14 protein-coding genes are annotated in these 15466 nt (G+C 54.7%); 8 read left to right on the forward strand and 6 right to left on the reverse strand.

Annotated features, from left to right (window positions below; genetic code table 11):
• Positions 1 to 103 precede the first annotated feature (103 nt).
• Positions 104 to 556 (forward strand): GNAT family N-acetyltransferase, encoded by a 453-nt coding sequence (locus tag ACXAIA_RS15480; protein ID WP_475350118.1) that lies wholly within the window; start codon positions 104 to 106, stop codon positions 554 to 556.
• A 6-nt stretch (positions 557 to 562) separates the two neighbouring features.
• Here the strand turns inward: ACXAIA_RS15480 and ACXAIA_RS15485 are convergent, their stop codons facing one another.
• The 4 genes from ACXAIA_RS15485 to ACXAIA_RS15500 form a co-directional block, all read right to left on the reverse strand.
• Positions 563 to 2230, reverse strand: a complete 1668-nt coding sequence (locus ACXAIA_RS15485) for a methyl-accepting chemotaxis protein (protein ID WP_475350119.1) — start codon at positions 2228 to 2230, stop codon at positions 563 to 565.
• Between the two features lie 339 nt (positions 2231 to 2569).
• Complete coding sequence (locus ACXAIA_RS15490) at positions 2570 to 3088, reverse strand: DUF934 domain-containing protein (RefSeq protein WP_475350120.1); 519 nt, start codon at positions 3086 to 3088, stop codon at positions 2570 to 2572.
• Entirely contained in the window at positions 3075 to 4730 is a 1656-nt protein-coding gene (locus ACXAIA_RS15495) for a nitrite/sulfite reductase (protein ID WP_475350121.1), read from the reverse strand. The genes ACXAIA_RS15490 and ACXAIA_RS15495 overlap by 14 nt, the downstream gene beginning before the upstream one ends.
• An 11-nt stretch (positions 4731 to 4741) precedes the next feature.
• On the reverse strand, positions 4742 to 5035 hold the full coding sequence (locus tag ACXAIA_RS15500) for a DUF2849 domain-containing protein (RefSeq protein WP_475345547.1): 294 nt from the start codon (positions 5033 to 5035) through the stop codon (positions 4742 to 4744).
• Between the two features lie 216 nt (positions 5036 to 5251).
• Here ACXAIA_RS15500 and ACXAIA_RS15505 point away from each other — a divergent pair, with 216 nt between their 5' ends.
• A complete protein-coding gene (locus ACXAIA_RS15505) occupies positions 5252 to 5668 on the forward strand; it encodes a DUF1489 family protein (RefSeq protein ID WP_475345546.1) in 417 nt (138 codons plus the stop codon).
• An 8-nt stretch (positions 5669 to 5676) separates the two neighbouring features.
• On the opposite strand, the gene ACXAIA_RS15510 is transcribed toward ACXAIA_RS15505, so the two are convergent.
• Entirely contained in the window at positions 5677 to 6618 is a 942-nt protein-coding gene (locus ACXAIA_RS15510; protein WP_475350122.1) for a transcriptional regulator GcvA, read from the reverse strand.
• A gap of 135 nt (positions 6619 to 6753) precedes the next feature.
• Between ACXAIA_RS15510 and ACXAIA_RS15515 the strand changes: the two genes are divergently transcribed.
• The 3 genes from ACXAIA_RS15515 to ACXAIA_RS15525 all read left to right on the forward strand — a co-directional run bounded on the left by ACXAIA_RS15515 (position 6754) and on the right by ACXAIA_RS15525 (position 9295).
• Positions 6754 to 6999 carry a DUF1127 domain-containing protein gene (locus ACXAIA_RS15515; protein ID WP_475350123.1) on the forward strand — a complete coding sequence of 82 codons (246 nt, stop codon included), beginning with the start codon at positions 6754 to 6756 and terminating at the stop codon, positions 6997 to 6999.
• A gap of 238 nt (positions 7000 to 7237) precedes the next feature.
• A complete protein-coding gene (ppk2, locus tag ACXAIA_RS15520; protein WP_475350124.1) occupies positions 7238 to 8302 on the forward strand; it encodes a polyphosphate kinase 2 in 1065 nt (354 codons plus the stop codon).
• Between the two features lie 105 nt (positions 8303 to 8407).
• Positions 8408 to 9295, forward strand: a complete 888-nt coding sequence (locus ACXAIA_RS15525; protein ID WP_475350191.1) for an NAD(P)-dependent oxidoreductase — start codon at positions 8408 to 8410, stop codon at positions 9293 to 9295.
• 92 nt (positions 9296 to 9387) lie between these two features.
• On the opposite strand, the gene ACXAIA_RS15530 is transcribed toward ACXAIA_RS15525, so the two are convergent.
• On the reverse strand, positions 9388 to 10818 hold the full coding sequence (locus ACXAIA_RS15530) for a S41 family peptidase (RefSeq protein ID WP_475350125.1): 1431 nt from the start codon (positions 10816 to 10818) through the stop codon (positions 9388 to 9390).
• A 447-nt stretch (positions 10819 to 11265) separates the two neighbouring features.
• On the opposite strand from ACXAIA_RS15530, the gene ACXAIA_RS15535 reads away from it, so the two are divergent.
• From ACXAIA_RS15535 to lptG, 3 genes are all read left to right on the forward strand, one after another.
• On the forward strand, positions 11266 to 13032 hold the full coding sequence (locus ACXAIA_RS15535; RefSeq protein WP_475350126.1) for an acyl-CoA dehydrogenase: 1767 nt from the start codon (positions 11266 to 11268) through the stop codon (positions 13030 to 13032).
• A gap of 213 nt (positions 13033 to 13245) precedes the next feature.
• On the forward strand, positions 13246 to 14364 hold the full coding sequence (lptF, locus tag ACXAIA_RS15540) for an LPS export ABC transporter permease LptF (RefSeq protein WP_475350127.1): 1119 nt from the start codon (positions 13246 to 13248) through the stop codon (positions 14362 to 14364).
• Complete coding sequence (lptG, locus tag ACXAIA_RS15545) at positions 14361 to 15464, forward strand: LPS export ABC transporter permease LptG (RefSeq protein WP_475350192.1); 1104 nt, start codon at positions 14361 to 14363, stop codon at positions 15462 to 15464. The genes lptF and lptG overlap by 4 nt, the downstream gene beginning before the upstream one ends.
• Positions 15465 to 15466: the final 2 nt, after the last annotated feature.

A 15466-nucleotide genomic window follows, 5' to 3' on the forward strand; every position in this document is an offset into this window, starting at 1 on the left:
AAACTCGCCAAATATACTTTTCCAAAACGCAACTAATATTATATTGTTTACTGATTACGGACAAATGTACAGCTTCAGACGGGCCACCCCAAATGATCTGCCGATGATTGGTCGCTGGCTGCATGTGCCTGATGTGATCCGCTGGTGGGGCGATCCGGCTGAACAGATTGAACTGATTTCCGAAGATGTCGAACTGGCCGAAATGGCGACACTGATTGTGTCCTATCGCAATCGACCCTTTGCCTTTGCCCAGCATTACGATGCACATCAATGGCCCCAGGCGCATTTTGATCCGTTGCCGGCAAACACCCGTTGTCTGGATGCCTTTATCGGTGTGCCCGACATGATGGGCTGCGGACATGGTCAGATGTTTTTGAAAATGCTGACCGCCCAACTGTTTGAGCGCGGCGCGCCCATGATCGGCATTGATCCCGATCCCGAGAACGAACGTGCCATTCGCTGCTATGAAGCCATCGGCTTTGTCGCCGGGCGGGAATATGACACCGCCAAGGGCCCGTGCCTTTTGATGACACTTTCCCCGCCCGACCAGATTTAAGCGCAATCAGACGGCCCTTACGGCATCAAGGAATGCCTGCACCTTATGACGCAGCCCTTCTGATTCGCGTGACAGTTCGGATGCCGCGCTGAGCACTTGTTCGGCTGCAGCCCCGGTGGACCCGGCCGCCTCATTCACGCTGACAATGTTTGAAGTTACCTCTGTCGTGCCGACCGAGGCTTCCTGCACGTTACGGGTGATTTCAAGAGTGGCCGCCCCCTGTTCCTCGACCGCGCTAGCAATGGTAGCTGAAATCTCGCTGATTTCGGTGATGGTCGCTGAAATGGTACCGATCGCGGTGACAGCGCCATCGGTTTCGTGCTGAATGCTGGTGATCTGACTGGTGATGTCCTCGGTCGCGCGCGAGGTTGCGGTTGCAAGGTTTTTGACCTCGGCTGCGACCACGGCAAAGCCCTTGCCCGCATCGCCAGCACGTGCAGCTTCGATGGTGGCATTGAGTGCGAGAAGGTTGGTCTGTTCTGCGATTTCGCTGATCAGGCCGACCACATCGTCGATTTTCTGGGCGGCTTCGGCAAGGCCCCGGATCTGGGTATTGGTTTTTTGCGCATCCTCAACCGCGCGATTGGCAACCGTTGACGACTGACTGACTTGTTGGGTGATTTCAGAGATCGAGGCACTGAGTTCTTCGGTCGCGCTGGCGACGGTTTGCACGTTGGTTGATGCCTGCTCGGCCGCGGCTGCGACGATGCCGGACTGCCGACTGGTTTCCTCGGCCGTGCTGCTCATACCGGTTGCAGTTGACTGCATCTCGGTTGCGGCAGATGCCAGGGTTTTGAGGACGACTGCCATGTCCTGATCAAAACCGACTGTCAGTTCGTTGACTTTTTCAGCCCGCTTTTCGCGACGCTTGACAGCCTCGGCTTCCTCGGCGGCAAGCTGTTCCGCCTTGATCATGTTTTCCTTGAACACCGACACGGCATTGGACATGTCGCCAATTTCGTCCGTGCGATCCTGACCGGGAATCTCGACCTGCTTGTTGCCCCCGGCGAGTTCCTTCATGACCTCGGTGATCTGGCGGATCGGACGGGAGATGCCGGTTCCGATGGTCCAGGCGGCAAAAACACCAAGAATAAGGGCAACACCGCCAACAATCGCTGTGACAATCACGGCCTGGGACGCGGCCTTGGTGGCCCGCGGGCCAATTTCATCCTGTTCGGCCTTGACCGCCAGTTTGAGGTTTTCAAGGTTGGCGGCCACCATCGGACCAATTTTATCGAGCGTATTGGTCACCAGCTCATCACGTGTAGCGTCTCCTGCTGGAAGGGATACGACACGGGCAAAGGTCTCGCGATAGGTATTGAGGCTTTCGGATGCTGCTTTGGTAATTTCAATCATCTCAGGCGTATCAAGCAATGGCGCGAGTTCGGCATTAAGCTTGATCGCGGTTGCCAGGCGTTCATTGACGTTGTCTGCCGCGGCTCCATCACCGGTCAGCAGGTAGTGTTTCATCAAAACGCGGGCTTCGAGCAAATTCGCCTGTACCCGCCCGGCCTGATTTGATTGCAAGGCGATGTGGCGATAGCGGACAAAATCATCCCCGACACTGCTGACCGAGAATTCCGACCAAAGTGACGCCAGGACCAGCAAAACCAGCACAACGCCAAACCCGCCATACACTTTTGTAGAAATCTTGAGACGATTAAACACCGACATGAATGAGGCACTCCCAAATTAAACTATAGCCTCGTTAGTCATATTATACTTTTACAATCATGGCATGATATACGCGTGATTACGGCACTATGCTTTGGATGCTATCCACCCAGTCGGTTGTGGGATGCGGGAGGTATATGATATTTACATAAGCATACCGTGGCATATAGGTGCTTAAAAAAACAGGAAACCACGTATATTATTGTTTTATATTATACTTTTTCGTTATTTGAAGAGTGGCTCGGAACGTAGAACAGAAAAAGGGGCACCCGTTCGGGTGCCCCTTGATCGATTTTAAATTGCTTCTAAGGCAATGGTCTTAGACGTGGTCTAAATCGCCTATGACTGCAAAGCATCGCGTCGACGTTCGCGCAATGATTGCGCTGTTACGCGACCATCGCCGGTCGGCTGATAATAGACCGTCATTTCCTTGAGCGCGGCGCGGACCTTGTCCAGCGCGACTTCGCCTTCAACCTTGAGGTCATAGGAGTCAAATCCGCAACGGTGCATATACAGAATCTGATCTCGCAGGACGTCACCGACCGCGCGAAGCTCACCGGTGAAACCCATGCGTTCACGCAGCACCCGCCCATAGGAATAACCACGCCCATCGGTATAGGCCGGGAAATTGACCGTGATGATCGACAAACGATCAAGATCATCTGCCAGATCTTCGGGCGCATCACCCGGATTCAATTGGACTCCCAACCCACCATTTCGCCCCAGTAGACTGTCACGTTCTTCCTTAAAACGGGCAAGCGGCACGATCAGGTTTTCATCGCTGGCCGGAAGGTCTTCTTCGGCGTCAACCGTGATCCATTCCTGTTCGATCAGGCTGTCATTCTTAACGATCGCCATAAAGAACCTCCTTGAACGGATCCATGCCGACACGACGATAGGTGTCGATGAAGCGTTCACCGCCGTCGCGGATATCAATATATTTGGTCACCAGGCTTTCGATGGCGTCGACCACCTCGGCCTCGGAGAAACCGGCACCGGCGATCTTGCCGATCGACGCATCCTGGCTGGCATCGCCACCAAGGGTGATCTGATAGAATTCCTTACCCCGTTTATCGAGGCCAAGAATACCGATATGACCAACATGGTGATGCCCGCAGGCATTGATGCAGCCGGAAATCTTGATCTTGAGCTCGCCAATATCATGTTGGCGATCAAGGTCACTGAACCGTTCGGAAATACGCTGTGACAGCGGGATCGAACGTGCCGTTGCCAGTGCGCAGTAATCAAGGCCCGGGCAGGAAATGATGTCGGTGACATAGCCAAGGTTGGCCGTGCCCAGGTTATCGGCATCAAGGGCCGTCCAGAGCGCGAACAGATCGGCCTTTTTGACATGCGGCAGAACAAGGTTTTGTTCGTGGGTCACGCGCACATCGCCAAAGCTGTATTTTTCCGAAAGATCGGCAACCAGTTCCATCTGGGTATCGGTCGCATCGCCCGGAATGCCGCCAATCGGCTTCAGCGACACATTGGCAATCGCATAGCCCGGCTGTTTGTGTTCGATGACGTTCGAACGCACCCAGTTGGCGAAGCGACGGTTTTCGGCCTTGTGCCGTTCGAAATCCGCATCGTCATCCGAAAGCGCCTCAAACGCAGGCGGTGCGAACTGTTCGATGTAATGGGCGATTTCCGCATCATCAACGCGCAGCGACCCGTCCTTGATCTGGGACCATTCCTCTTCAACAAGCTCGCGGATTTTATCAATGCCTTCCTCGTGAACGAGGATCTTGATACGCGCCTTGTACTTGTTATCGCGACGGCCGAAGCGGTTATACACACGCAGGATGGCCTCGAGATACGAGAACAGATCATTCTTGCCGATGAAGTCACGAATGGTCTTGCCGACGAATGGTGTCCGGCCAAGGCCACCACCAACAAGCACTTCAAAGCCGGTCTCGCCCGCATCGTTCTGATGCATGCGAAGGCCAATGTCATGGACCTTTACGGCCGCACGGTCATTGGGCGAACCGGTGACCGCGATCTTGAACTTACGCGGAAGGTAAGTGAATTCCGGGTGGAAGGTCGACCACTGACGGATCAGTTCGCAATAGGGACGCGGATCTTCGATTTCATCGGCCGCGGCACCGGCATACTGGTCGGTCGTGGTGTTGCGGATGCAGTTGCCCGATGTCTGGATGGCATGCATTTCAACCTTGGCAAGGTCAAGCAGCGCATCGGGGATTTCATCAAGCTTCGGCCAGTTATACTGGATGTTCTGGCGCGTCGTGAAATGGCCATAGCCCTTGTCATAAACCCGCGCAATCATGCCAAGCTGACGGAGCTGGTCGGCGCGCAGCGTGCCGTATGGAACGGCAACGCGCAGCATATATGCATGAAGCTGCAGATAGACACCGTTCATCAGACGCAAGGGGCGGAACTGTTCCTCGGTAATGTCGCCGGCAAGGCGGCGCTTTACCTGTTCGCGGAACTGTTCGGTGCGTTCATGAACAAGCTGGCGGTCAAAATCGTCATAACGATACATGGGCTTTCTCCTTATACCGCCTGATAGCCAAGGTCCTCGCGGACACTCGGGCCTTTGGTGCGCAGAACTTCGCGGTATTTTGTCGGGACGAGGTCACCGCCCTGCTGTTCGACATCAATCAGATACGGCCCGACGATAATGGTATCGAGCTCGGGTGCACTGGCCTCGGCCAGAAGCGCATTTGCAGCTTCCTTGCCTTCGGCAGTGCGGGCATCGCTGATGTTTTCGCTCCATCCACCATCGCTGGTCAGGAACACCACCAACCCGTCTTCCAGACGGTTTGCCGTGACAACTTGCAGGGACATTCGGTTCTCTCAGCCTGTAAATCTCTCGGGTTTGGTCCTGTCATGGACCTTTTCTGCACCAGAATTTGGCTGATTACCCCTTATTGGTCAAGTTTTTTTGTGAAATAACATATACTACACTTAAAATTGTGTTTTAATAATCCACTATTGACCGTTCCGCGTACGGGTTCTACCTCATCAGTCATTGATCCCCACCGCACAAGAAACCTTCCTGATATGCCTTTGAACATCATAAAACTGAGTGTCGGCACAGACAGCCCCGAAAGCCTCAAGGAATGGCAGACCTATTTTCAGGCCATGCACGGGCGGATTTTCCACACCACACGCATGACGCCCAAACGCAAGAAAGAGATTCTTGACGGCGGATCAATCTATTGGGTGATCAAGGGGGCTGTGCGCTGCCGCCAGCGGGTCATTGACCTCGAGGAGTTCGTCAATGAGGAAGGCACGAAATACTGCCGCATCGTACTCGATGATGAACTGATTGCCACCCGTCCCTATCCGCACCGCGCGTTTCAGGGGTGGCGTTACTTCACCGATGATAAATGCCCACCCGATGAAAAACAGGGCGGCGGCACGGATGCCCTACCCGATGATATGGCCGATGAGCTGCGTGACCTTGGGCTGATCTGAGGCACGCCTTACGCCGGTGTGTTTTCCTCATCCGGGTCAATTTCACGAAGCGTTTCAGCGACTTCGTTTTTAAGCCAGTCCACAAACGCCTTCACGCGTGGACGCCGCAGGTGTTCTTCGGGATACACCAGATAATAGGCGCCGCTTGATGCCACACTTTGCGGGAACGGACGCACCAGATTGCCCGCCGCAAGATCAAGCGCGGCCAAGCTGGTGCGCGCCATGGCAATCCCCTGCCCCATCAGGGCGGCCTGAATGACCATGTCGCCGGAATTAAACCGCAAACCACGACTGACATCGACGCCTTCGGCACCAACACCCTTAAGCCAGAATTCCCAATCTGCCGCGTGCGGGTGATCGATAAAGGTCGTCGCATCATGCAACAGCTGATGCCCGGCAACATCAGCCGGGTCCTTGGATACCGGATGGGCGGCAAGATAAGCCGGACTGCAGACCGGGAAGGACTCGTCACGCATCAGCCTCTCGCAGACAAGCCCGGGATAATGGCCGCTACCAAAGCGCACCGCCAGATCGATGCCTTCGGTCCGTAAATCAACCATCCGGTCATCGGCATGAATGCGCACATCGATATCGGGATAGGCATCTCGAAAATGCCCTAGGCGCGGCACCAGCCATTTCACGGCAAAACTTTGCAGGACACTGACCGTGACCACACCGGTTTCTTCAACCCGGGTCAGGCGTTCGATCTCATCCGCGATGCGTGAAAACCCGGCTGTGGTTGCCTGGGCCAGCTGTGCGCCTTCTTCGGTCAGATGGATCTGACGCGGCAAACGATGGAACAGCTTGAAGCCAAGATATTCTTCAAGCTGGCGAACCTGCTGACTGATCGCACCCTGGGTCACAAACAGTTCTTCGGCCGCCTTGGTAAAACTCAGATGGCGGGCAGCAGCATCAAAGGCGCGCACGGATTGCAAGGGCGGAAGCCGCATCAATATTGCTCCGATCATATGGATTAGCATTCCTAATCCATATGATCAGAAATACTCGTTTGTTCTGCGTCGAATATAGCCGCACTATGACTTCAACAGCAAACATTGCATTAGCAGTATTAACCTATGGAGAGAATGATGGCTTATTCCCTGAGCCCCGCTCCGTCTGCCGTGGAGCGCCAACCCAGAGCATCAATCAGCACGTCTGTTTTCAACCTTTTTGGTCGGCTGAGTGATCTGAGCAACCGGTTTTCACGCTTTCTTGCCGTCCGAGAAGAACGCCGAATGTTGCTGAGAATGTCAGACCAGCAACTTTCGGACATCGGCATTACCCGCGCCCAGGCCGAAGAAGAATACCGGCAGTCTTTCAAACTGCGTTAACCCCGCACGGGATCTGTCGCCTCCGCCCCCACGGAATGCCCCGCACGGCAGATCCACCCTTCGTGCCACCGCACACCCCGCCTATCGCTCGGTCAATGCCCCCTCATTGGCCGGGCATTTTCGTGCCCGAGACCACAGACCGCCCTATCTGCGATAATTTGATCCATTGCATTGCGGCGAATTGAATAATCCCGCAAAGTTATCGCTGTATCTGGCCATAACCGATGGGACCCGGCGTATGACTGCAGAAAAGAAAGCGGCAAAAAAATCCGACAAACCAGCCAAGCATGACAAAAGCGATGTCATGCGCGATACAGTGGGCGATGCAACACGCCGCACGGCCAAAAGCCGATCTGCAGCCAATCGGACCGAAACGCTTTCCACCCTTGATAGCGAAGCAAAGGATCGGTTCTTGCTGGATTCTGAGAACATGACCATGGACCGGCTTGACGATTTCCCGTCCGGTTCAAGCAAGGCCACCAGCCAGAACCTCGCCAACATTCCCGAAGATCAGCTTCCGCCCGACATTGACCTTAACCCCAAGGCCCGGGCGAAGAAGATGCGCGGCAAGCAGTATCTCGAACTGATTGCGCCGCTTCATATTGAACTGTTGAAACTGCAAAACTGGATCAAGGCGGAAAACCTCAAATCCCTGATCATTTTCGAAGGGCGCGACGCCGCGGGCAAAGGCGGCACCATCAAAAGGTTTACCGAACACCTCAATCCACGTGGTGCGCGCATTGTCGCCCTTGGCAAGCCGAACGACCGAGAACTGACGCAATGGTATTTCCAGCGCTATGTCGAACACCTGCCAAGCGGGGGTGAAATGACCCTTTTTGACCGGTCCTGGTACAACCGGGCGATGGTCGAGCGCGTTATGGGGTTCTGCAGCATGTTTGATGTCAGCGAGTTCCTGCAATCGGTGCCAGAACTTGAACGCATGCTGATCCGGTCGGGCATTCACATGACGAAGTTCTATTTCTCGGTCAGCAAGAAGGAACAGGCCAGACGTTTCAAGCAGCGTCAGACCGATCCGCTGAAACAATGGAAGCTGAGCCCGGTTGATCTGGCGTCCCAGAACCTTTGGGAGTCATACACAGAAGCCAAACGCGACATGTTCTTCCATACCTCCACCACCGACAGCCCGTGGGTGATCGTGAAGTCCGATGACAAGAAACGTGCGCGCATCAACGCCATTCGTTTCTATCTATCGCAGTTTGATTATCCCGGCAAGCGCCCCGAGATCCTTGTTTATGACCGCCGGATCATTCACAGCGTTGCCGAGGAACTTGATGAGGATTGAGCAACTTGCTCGGCCTCTGGTCTTCCAGATCGTGAAAACATTGTCGCGGTAACATTTGCGTTCATTGACATTGCCCTCACTGCAACCTTTACTGGATGCATATAAATCTTCGGGAGGCAAACAATGGCAAAATGTGCATTTATCGGTCTGGGTGTCATGGGATATCCGATGGCCGGTCACCTGCAAAAAGCAGGTCACGACGTTACCGTCTATAACCGTACTGCGGCAAAGGCGGAAAAGTGGGTTTCCGAATATGGCGGATCATCCGCCCCGACCCCGTCCGAGGCGGCAAAGGGTGCGGAATTCGTCTTTTCCTGTGTTGGCAATGACGACGACTTGCGCAGCGTGATGCTGGGCGATACGGGCATGTTTGCTGGCATGGACAAGGGGGCTGTCCTGATTGACAACACCACCGCATCGGCGGATGTCGCGCGCGAACTTTACGCGGCGGCCAAGGATATGGGCATTTCATTCATCGACGCCCCGGTTTCCGGTGGCCAGGCAGGTGCAGAAAACGGTGTTTTAACCGTCATGTGCGGCGGTGATCAGGATGCATTTGATCGCGCGGCCCCTGTGATTGATGCCTTCGCCAAATCCTGCAAACTGATGGGCGACAGTGGATCTGGCCAGCTGACCAAAATGGTCAACCAGATCTGCATTGCCGGCCTGGTTCAGGGCCTTTCCGAAGGGGTTAATTTCGGCGTGAAGGCCGGCCTTGATATGGAAAAGGTTCTGGATGTGATTTCCAAAGGGGCTGCTGGCAGCTGGCAGATGGAAAACCGTGGCAGTACCATGGTCGAAAACAAGTTCGACTTCGGCTTTGCGGTTGACTGGATGCGCAAGGATCTTGGCATCTGTCTTGAAGAATCCAAACGCAATGGCGCGCGCCTGCCGGTCACGGCCCTCGTTGATCAGTTCTATGCCCAGGTGCAGGAACGCGGCGGCAATCGCTGGGACACGTCTAGCCTGATTGATCTGCTGTCACGCGGCTAAGCCGCACGCGATCCAAAGATCGAAACAAGCAAAAAGCGCGGCCTTTGCGGGCCGCGCTTTTTTTTTCATTCATGTCTCATCAGGCGAACCTATTACAGACCGGCACGCAAAAGCGGCTCAACCTGATTGCGGTAATTTGCCAGCGGGCCGTTATCGAAATAGCCGACGGCACATTCAAGAACGGAATCCCGCGGCGGTTCTTCGCCCTCTGCCAGGTTTTCTTCCAGGTTATCGCGGCTCGATTTGCCAAGGCGCTCGATCTCGATATCCTGTTCGCAGCTTGCCGCCTCAAGCGTTGCCAACGATTGGCGCGGGTCGCGACGGCGCGATGGCAAGGCGTGCTCAAGATCAATCTCGCGCTCGAACTCTTCGGCATCGGCCAAGGTGACTTCGATATCTGGGATTACGCCATGGCCCTGCACAATGTGGTTTTCCGGCGTGGTGTAATACCCCGTCGTGATTTTAAGTCCACCGCCAGAAGCCAGCGGCATGATGCGCTGCATGGAGCCTTTGCCAAAGGAACGCTCACCAATGATGATGCCGCGCCCGTTTTCACGAAGGGCGGCTGCCATCAGCTCCGCACCGGATGCAGAACCACGATCCAGCAAGATCGCCATCGGCACTTCATCAAAGAAATCGGAACGATCAGCTTCATAGCTGCGCAATTTCCGCTCACCACGGCCTTCGGTGGCGACAATCAAACCGTCTTTCAGGAACTGGTCTGCAATGTCGGCGGCACTGTCAAGCAACCCGCCCGGATTGCGGCGCAAATCAACGATCACGCCGCGCGGCGACGCGATCCGGTCTTCAAGCTCACGCAAGTATTCCTGCGTCTGGTCAAGGGTGGTGGCATCAAAGCGTGACACACGGATATAGCCGATATCCTGATCAATGATGCTTGCGGTGACCGATGGAACTTCGATCCGCGCACGCTTTACCGTGACATCAAAGCTGTCTTCGACACGCTTGATCGTCAGCGTTACCGGATCACCAACGCGGCCGCGCATTCTTCGGACCGCCTCGGAAATCGGTTCGCCAACCATCTGATAGCCATCAATATGGGTGATGCGGTCATCGGGCTTCAGCCCCGCACGTGCGGCCGGGGTATCGTCAATCGGGGAGACGATCCGGATCCGCTGTTCATCATCAAGCGCAATAACGATGCCCACACCGGCAAAGCTGCCCTCGGTGCTTTCCTGCAGGCGGCGGAACATATCATCCGTCATATAGGCGCTGTGGGGATCAAGATCGTGCAGGCTGTCATCAAGCACCGCACCAACAACTCCGACCGGCGATGTATCATCGGTTTCGAGATCACCCAGCATGGCAATGCTGTTATCGATAAACGCCATGCGATCAATTTTCTCGACATAGGTTTCCGACAGCACTTCCAGCGCTTCGACATACAGCTTGTCGGCATGGGCAAACTGTTCCTCGCTCGCACCGGCGGTTACGCTAGTACGATAGGCATCGAGAAATCTGCGTTCTTCGTCACTTGGCCATGCCGGTCCGGCGCAGGCCACCAGTCTTGTCCCGGCGAACGAAATTAGCACCGCAAACAAAATTGGCAATATTCCTTTACGCAGCAACAGCTTGCTCCTGTCCTTCGACTTTTTCGACCGAATGCATATCGGGCATCACTCGACCTTCAATTGTGGCAAGTCTAGCCTGCCTTTTTTCGATTGGCGACCCCTTGGCATGCAATCGGCGCCATATCACGCAACTTTTACCTGTCGGGGCGTTCAAGTGCACGCCTTGGCAACATATCGGTAGACTTATGTCATTTCGCCAGTGTTGGGGCTGAAATGCGGGAATTCAACCAATGTTCAATGCGTCCGTATGGATATCCATGCGAAACGGACTCGATCTTGGTACGCTGTATCGTTATGCTACGCGACAACAAAACAAGGTCGGCACAAAGCTGACTGTTCCGAGCGGGCGGCTCACATTTCAGGGAGACGTCTTTTTTCATGAGCGACTTTACGCCCCCCATTTCAGATATCCGTTTTCTGATCCATGATGTGATCGGTCTGGATACTGTTTCCAAACTACCGCCTTACGGGGAAACCAGCCCCGATCTGGTTGACGCCATCCTTGAAGAAGCCGGTAAATTTGCGGGCTCCGTCATCGCCCCGCTCAACCGGATTGGTGATCAGGAAGGTGCAAAACTTCAGGCAGACGGCACGGTACGCACGCCAACCGGCTGGACGGAGGCCTATGCGCAGTTCTGCGAAGGTGGCTGGCAGGGTATTTCTGCGCCTGAAAGCGAAGGTGGCATGGGGCTTCCGATGTTACTGGGGGCTGCGGTTGCCGAAATGTGGCAGGCAGCTAACATGGCATTCGCCCTTTGCCCGATGCTGACATCCGGTGCGATCGAGGCGCTGATTGCCCATGGATCGGATCAGCAGCGGGAATTGTATCTGTCGCGCATGATCTCGGGCGAATGGACCGGCACCATGAACCTGACCGAGCCGCAGGCAGGTTCGGATCTTTCAAAGGTTCGCAGCACAGCGGTCCCGCAGGGTGATGGCACCTATAAAATTTCCGGCCAGAAGATCTTCATTACCTATGGCGATCACGAGATGACGGGAAATATCGTGCATCTCGTGCTGGCCCGCACACCGGATGCGCCGGCAGGTGTCAAAGGCATATCGCTCTTTATCGTTCCGAAGTATCTGGTCTCAGAAAGCGGTGAAATCGGGGCGCGCAATGATGTGACCTGTGTGTCGCTTGAACACAAACTTGGCATTCATGCCAGCCCGACGGCGGTTTTACAGTTTGGCGACAAGGGCGGTGCGACCGGCTATCTGGTGGGTGAAGAAGGCAAAGGCTTGGCCTACATGTTCACCATGATGAACAATGCCCGCCTTGCGGTCGGTCAACAGGGTGTCGCCATTTCCGAGCGCGCCTTCCAGCAGGCCCTTGAGTATGCCAACACGCGAAAACAGGGCCGGGATGCCAAAACCGGCGAAGAGGCCCCGATTGCCGTTCATGGCGATGTCCAGCGCATGTTGATGCGCATGCGATCCTCGACCGATGCGGCACGTGCGCTTTCGCTTTACGCTGCCGCCCAGCTAGACCTCGCCCATCATTTATCGGACGCGGCGGAACGCGCCGCAGCGCAGGCACGCGCTGACCTTCTGATCCCGCTGGTCAAGGGCTGGTCGGCCGATCTTGGCGTTGATAACGCGTCACTTGGCGTGCAAGTTCACGGCGGCATGGGCTTTATTGAGGAAACCGGTGCGGCACAACACTTGCGTGATGCCCGTATCGCCCCGATCTATGAGGGCACCAATGGCATTCAGGCGCTTGACTTCATTGGGCGCAAGGTGCTGCGCGATCAAGCAGATGCCCTCAACACCTTGCTCGCCGAGATCAAGGAAACCATCCGCGACCTTAAAACGGGCGATGAAACGACCTTCCTTGCGAAGGCAAGCGGTGAAGTGGATCACGCAATTGCCGGTCTTGAAACTTCAACGGCCATCGTGCTTGAACGCTGTGCGACGGATGCGGACATGGCGCAGGCGTTGGCCTCCCCATATTTGCGCCAAGCTGCCCTGTGTCTTTCCGGATGGTTGATGCTGCGCGCGCTTTATGCCGCGAACAGCGCCGGAACGCCAAAAGATTTCCGTTCATCCAAAACAAAAAGCTGCAGCTTCTTCCTTACACAACTCCTGCCAGAAGCGGCCTTCATGGCCGCCCAGGTGCGGAATTGCACGGACCCGAAAATGTATTAACGACAGTCACATTTTCGCCGTGCTTGTTGATCAGAACCAAGTCGCACCATCACAGCAAACTGGAACGATGGTGCGACTTTCTGATTGCCCCAATTCAACCAACCCGATCATTCCCGCACAAGCAGGTCAACATTCAGAAATTCCGCAAGATTTGAACGGGTTTGACGACAATTTCCTGTTTCGGTTTTCGATTGCTTCTCTATAATCCGCCCAATGAATCGCTTAACCCGATATATGCTCAAACAGCAGCTGATCATGATGGTCTTTGTCACACTGGGTCTTCTGTGTGTCATCTGGCTGTCGCAAAGCCTGCGCTTTGTCGAGATGATCGTGAATCGGGGCTTGTCGGTTACTGTATTTCTGCAGCTGACATCCCTGCTGTTGCCCAGCTTTCTGACGATCATTATTCCGATCGCGCTGTTTTTCGTTATTGTCTTTACCTATAACAAGCTGATCCAGGACCGCGAGCTGATCATCATGCGCGCGGCGGGTTTAAGCCAATGGTCTCTGGCGAAACCAGCATTGATCGTCGCACTGCTTTCGACAGCCGTTTGTTACTTCTTGACCCTGTTTTACCTGCCCTACAGCTACACACAGTTCAAGGAACTGCAGTTCTCGATCCGCAATGATTTTTCATCGGTTCTTTTACAGGAAGGCAGCTTCACCGACCTTGACGGCTTAACCGTCTATGTCCGCGAAGTTGGCCGGGATAATGAATTGCTTGGCATTCTGGTCCATGATGCCCGCGATCCGGATGCACAAACCACCATGATGGCCAAACACGGCGCCTTGGTGCGCACTGACGAAGGGCCGCGCATCGTCCTGCTGGATGGCAACCGCCAGGAAGTCAACGCCGACGACGGCACCATGTCGATCCTGTATTTTGATCGATATGCGGTTGATATCGCACATAGTGCAACTGAGGAAGGCCTGCGCTATCAGGAAGCGCGCGAGCGCAGTGTTTATAACCTTCTGACTGGAACCCCACCCGATATCGCGCAGCACGATCTCGGGTCCTTTCGGGCAGAGGGACATGACCGCCTGATCTCGCCACTGAACGCCATTGCGTTTGCGAGTATTGCATTGGCGGTACTTGTCTCAAGCAGCTTCTCACGACGTGGTCAAACGGGTCGTCTTCTGATTGCCATTGGAGTGATGGTTTTGTGCCAGGCAACAGGTATCGCGATGAAAAATCTGGCAGCCAAAAACCCTGCCCTCGTCCCGCTAATGTATATGAACGCCATCATTCCGATCGCGTTAGGGCTTTACTGGACTTTCCGGGGGCCCGTGATCAAGGCGCGGCGTGCGGTCAATCAAGAGGTAGAAGCATGAGGATTTCACCGCTTCTGACCTGGTATTTTGGCAAACATGTCCTGATTTCCATTCTGGCGATTCTTGCTCTCTTGATTGGTCTGATCCTGATAGGCGACACGATTGAGTTGCTTCGTCGTGCAGGCAACAAACCAGATGCAACGGTTGGTATTGTCTTGCAAATGGCAACCAGTCGTATTCCGTTCATGACGGAGAAGGTTCTACCCTTTGCCGTATTGTTCGGTTCAATGTTTTCATTCTGGAAACTGACAGGGAACCAGGAACTAGTTGTGACGCGTGCGGCTGGCGTTTCTGCATGGCAATTCATGCTGCCACCAATCCTGTGCGCGCTTATCCTTGGCAGCATTCAGGTTGGTGCACTCAATCCATTATCCTCGATCCTGCTGCAGAAATATGAAACGCTTGAAGCACGCTATCTGCAAAACAACGCCAGTGTCATGAACCTGTCTTCAAGCGGGCTATGGTTGCGTCAGGGGACGCAAGATGGGCAGGCCGTTATCTACGCACGCTCCGTCAGCAGCCAGCAAGGTGACCAGCTTGATCTGCGAAACGTCACAATTTTCCGGTTTGAAGACGCTGATGATTTCACGACAAGGATCGATGCAGGTCGTGCTGTTCTCGAACCGGGGACCTGGCATTTCTACGAAGCGTGGACCTTCGTGCCCGGACAAGCCAGCACTTACTCCGAAGAGATGATGCTACCGACAAACCTGACTGCGCGAAAAATTCAGGACAGTTTTGCATCGCCGGAAACCATGTCTTTCTGGGACCTCAAGCCCTTTATCACATTGCTTGAACGTGCAGGGTTTAACGCCACCCGTCATCAGATTCATTTTCACAGTCTGTTGTCGAGGCCTTTACTTTTATGTGCCATGGTTTTGATTGCAGCGGCATTTTGCCTTAAATTTTCGCGACGTCGTCGCGCCTCGCTTGTTATCGGAGGCGGTGTTGCGACCGGTTTCATACTGTATTTTTGCACAGACGTGATTTCGGCACTCGGCGTTTCAGGCGGTATTCCACCGGTTTTGTCGGCTTGGGCGCCTGCGGGAATATCTTTGTTGCTGGGAGTTACCACGTTGCTACATCTCGAGGACGGCTAGCC

It is taken from the genome of Thalassospira sp. ABL2_045, from assembly GCF_056161285.1.